This window comes from Proteus sp. G2618 (assembly GCF_009915995.1).
Lineage (GTDB): Bacteria > Pseudomonadota > Gammaproteobacteria > Enterobacterales > Enterobacteriaceae > Proteus > Proteus terrae.
This window is the reverse complement of sequence record NZ_JAABNI010000013.1, coordinates 1-2,275: the sequence shown is the minus strand read 5'-3', so window position 1 is coordinate 2,275 and position 2,275 is coordinate 1. Positions and strand designations below refer to the sequence as shown.

General features: G+C 34.8%; 3 protein-coding genes. All 3 read right to left on the bottom strand.

Translation table 11 applies throughout. From position 1 onward, the window contains the following. Positions 1 to 314 precede the first annotated feature (314 nt). Entirely contained in the window at positions 315 to 644 is a 330-nt protein-coding gene (locus GWJ01_RS05235; RefSeq protein ID WP_161710716.1) for an immunity protein YezG family protein, read from the bottom strand. Positions 645 to 973: 329 nt separating this feature from the next. Then, the gene (locus GWJ01_RS05230) at positions 974 to 1,288 is read right to left on the bottom strand and encodes a hypothetical protein (protein ID WP_109402992.1); all 315 of its coding nucleotides are present in this window, start codon (positions 1,286 to 1,288) and stop codon (positions 974 to 976) included. A gap of 2 nt (positions 1,289 to 1,290) precedes the next feature. Beyond that, the coding region (locus GWJ01_RS05225) for a VENN motif pre-toxin domain-containing protein (protein ID WP_161710783.1) at positions 1,291 to 2,275 on the bottom strand (985 nt) is incomplete at its 5' end.

Here is a 2,275-nt window from a genome sequence, read left to right as displayed (position 1 = left end):
TTACCTTGAATTTGGTTTTTCACTTCATTAGCAAGATAAGGGGCGGAACCATTAGCAATCGCGGTAACAATATTGTTGCCCATGACACCTTGTGTAAATACGGTGATGGCTTGGATGGCACGGGTGTATTTGCCGCCCGTACCAAAGTCTGATTGGTTGGTATAATCCTGTAATAATTTCCTTAATAAACTCAGATCAAAAATATTTGAAAACTTTTCTTCCCATCATATACTTTGCCTACTTTTAAATGGAAATTAATACATTAAAAGTAGGCAAAGTATATGATGTAAATTACAATCTCTGAATATCTTATTTTAATCTTCGTACTTAAAATCTATATTAATTTTCATTGTTTCTAGATCTAAAGTAATTTCACACCCATGCCAAAATGATTTTTTTTCCGATTTTATGTTATCAATATAAAAACTTCTCAAATCTTCTAATATATCAGTTAAATCATTTATAGCTTTACCATCAGGATCATACCAGTTTAATTCATTATTTTTATCTACATAGTCAAATTCATAAGTACAACCATTTCTTTCACAAAAAAGTTGAGCTCTAACGATAATTTTTTTAGCATCAGAGGGGCTCGAATCAATAAGCAATTGTCCAATTTTTTGGTATATAATTTGATCGTTCATATTTAATTTCCACTTTGAGCATTAGTAAAAGTTTTAATCACGGGTTTTTCTCCATCTATTGTATATCTCAACAACAATTATTTAGGGATTCTACGCCGGAAGCCCAGAAAATTTCGTCACCAAAGCTAAAAACTACCTCAATTGAATAACATTGAATAAATTACGGGTTATGTGACTGGATTTAGCCTCAAAATCATTGTGTTATGAATCGTCACTCTACCGGTCGTTTATGTGACAAACCCCGCCGTTACTGGTCACGGAAGAATCTAGGTTTCCGTCGTGGAAGCCCATTTATAATTAATTACATATGATTAATCAATGTTCATTCGCTATGCTTCTTTATGCATTAATTTTCGTAAAAATTCACGAGCTTCTTTTTTAGCTCGCCCTTTCCCTTGAAGACTTTTTTCATACTCTTGTACAGTCAAAATTTCATTTTTAGTTATACTATGATCTATAGTCGAGAGGTCGAACTCTATTACAAATTGCTTATTTACTAAATAAGCATAAATTTCAACGCATTGATCTATTCCTTGATATAAAATATCTACGGAATTTAAAAAAGAAAACTCTTTTTGAAGAAATGGTAAGATAATTTCTTTTTCAATTTCTTTAAACTTTATTAACTCATCATTATTATTCATGTTTAATTTATAACTCCAGGAGTTGCTGTAACTAAATTTCCGTGCTTATCAGTAAGGATAGTCATTTTATTCGTAGGACCATTACTAAATTTATCAATTCCAATTTGTTTATCTAAAATGATTGTTCGTTGATATAATATTTCTTCCTTACCTGTTGCTTTATTCAATGATGTTTGAGTCTTACTTATCGGTATCTTTACTACCTCTGGATTTTGTAACAATGATTTAAGTTCGGATTCACTAATTGTAAATTGGCTAGCATTTGAATTTCCAGAAAAATGACGTTTGATAACATGCTCCCATCCAGCTTTTGAATCACCACTTTGGACATTTATACGGGACTGAGTGATCGGATTAGCTAAATTACCTTTATCTATCGCATTAGGTGATCCATTTGAAATTTGATACTCGCCTGCATTAATTTTCGAATCACTTGGCTTCCATGTACCACTGGATGACTGCGAGGTTGGATTAGAAGGCGATTTTGTTGGTATGGCATCACTCGCTTCTTTTATAAGCTTATTAGCACCATCAAGATCCCCCGCTTTTAATAGTAATTTGGCTTCTTTCAGTGGTTTCGTGAATACTTTAGCAAATGGTAATGTACCCGTCGCAGCTAATGTGTAATCAATCCAGTCATCAGCTTCAGCAAAACTTTTGAAATCACCGACCACAGGCACAAAATCAATACCTAAAGAGGTGGCTTCTCTGAAGAATTTGTCTCGGTCTTCTGCCATTTTAGCTGAGCAGGCACCTGCGCTCATTCCTGCACAGTTTTCTTTCTTGTAACGCTCTATTTCTGCATTTACCCGTTCCTCAGCGACTTTCTGAGGTGTTTTACCTGCCGCTTGAGCATCAACAAGATCACTGAGCGCATTATTCTCAACCACCACTTTCCCGGCTTGGGCGGCATTGGCAACTCCGGTGCTATTATCGCTGATTAAACCGCCGACAATCCCTGAAGTTAACGTTGCCCATGCACTTATA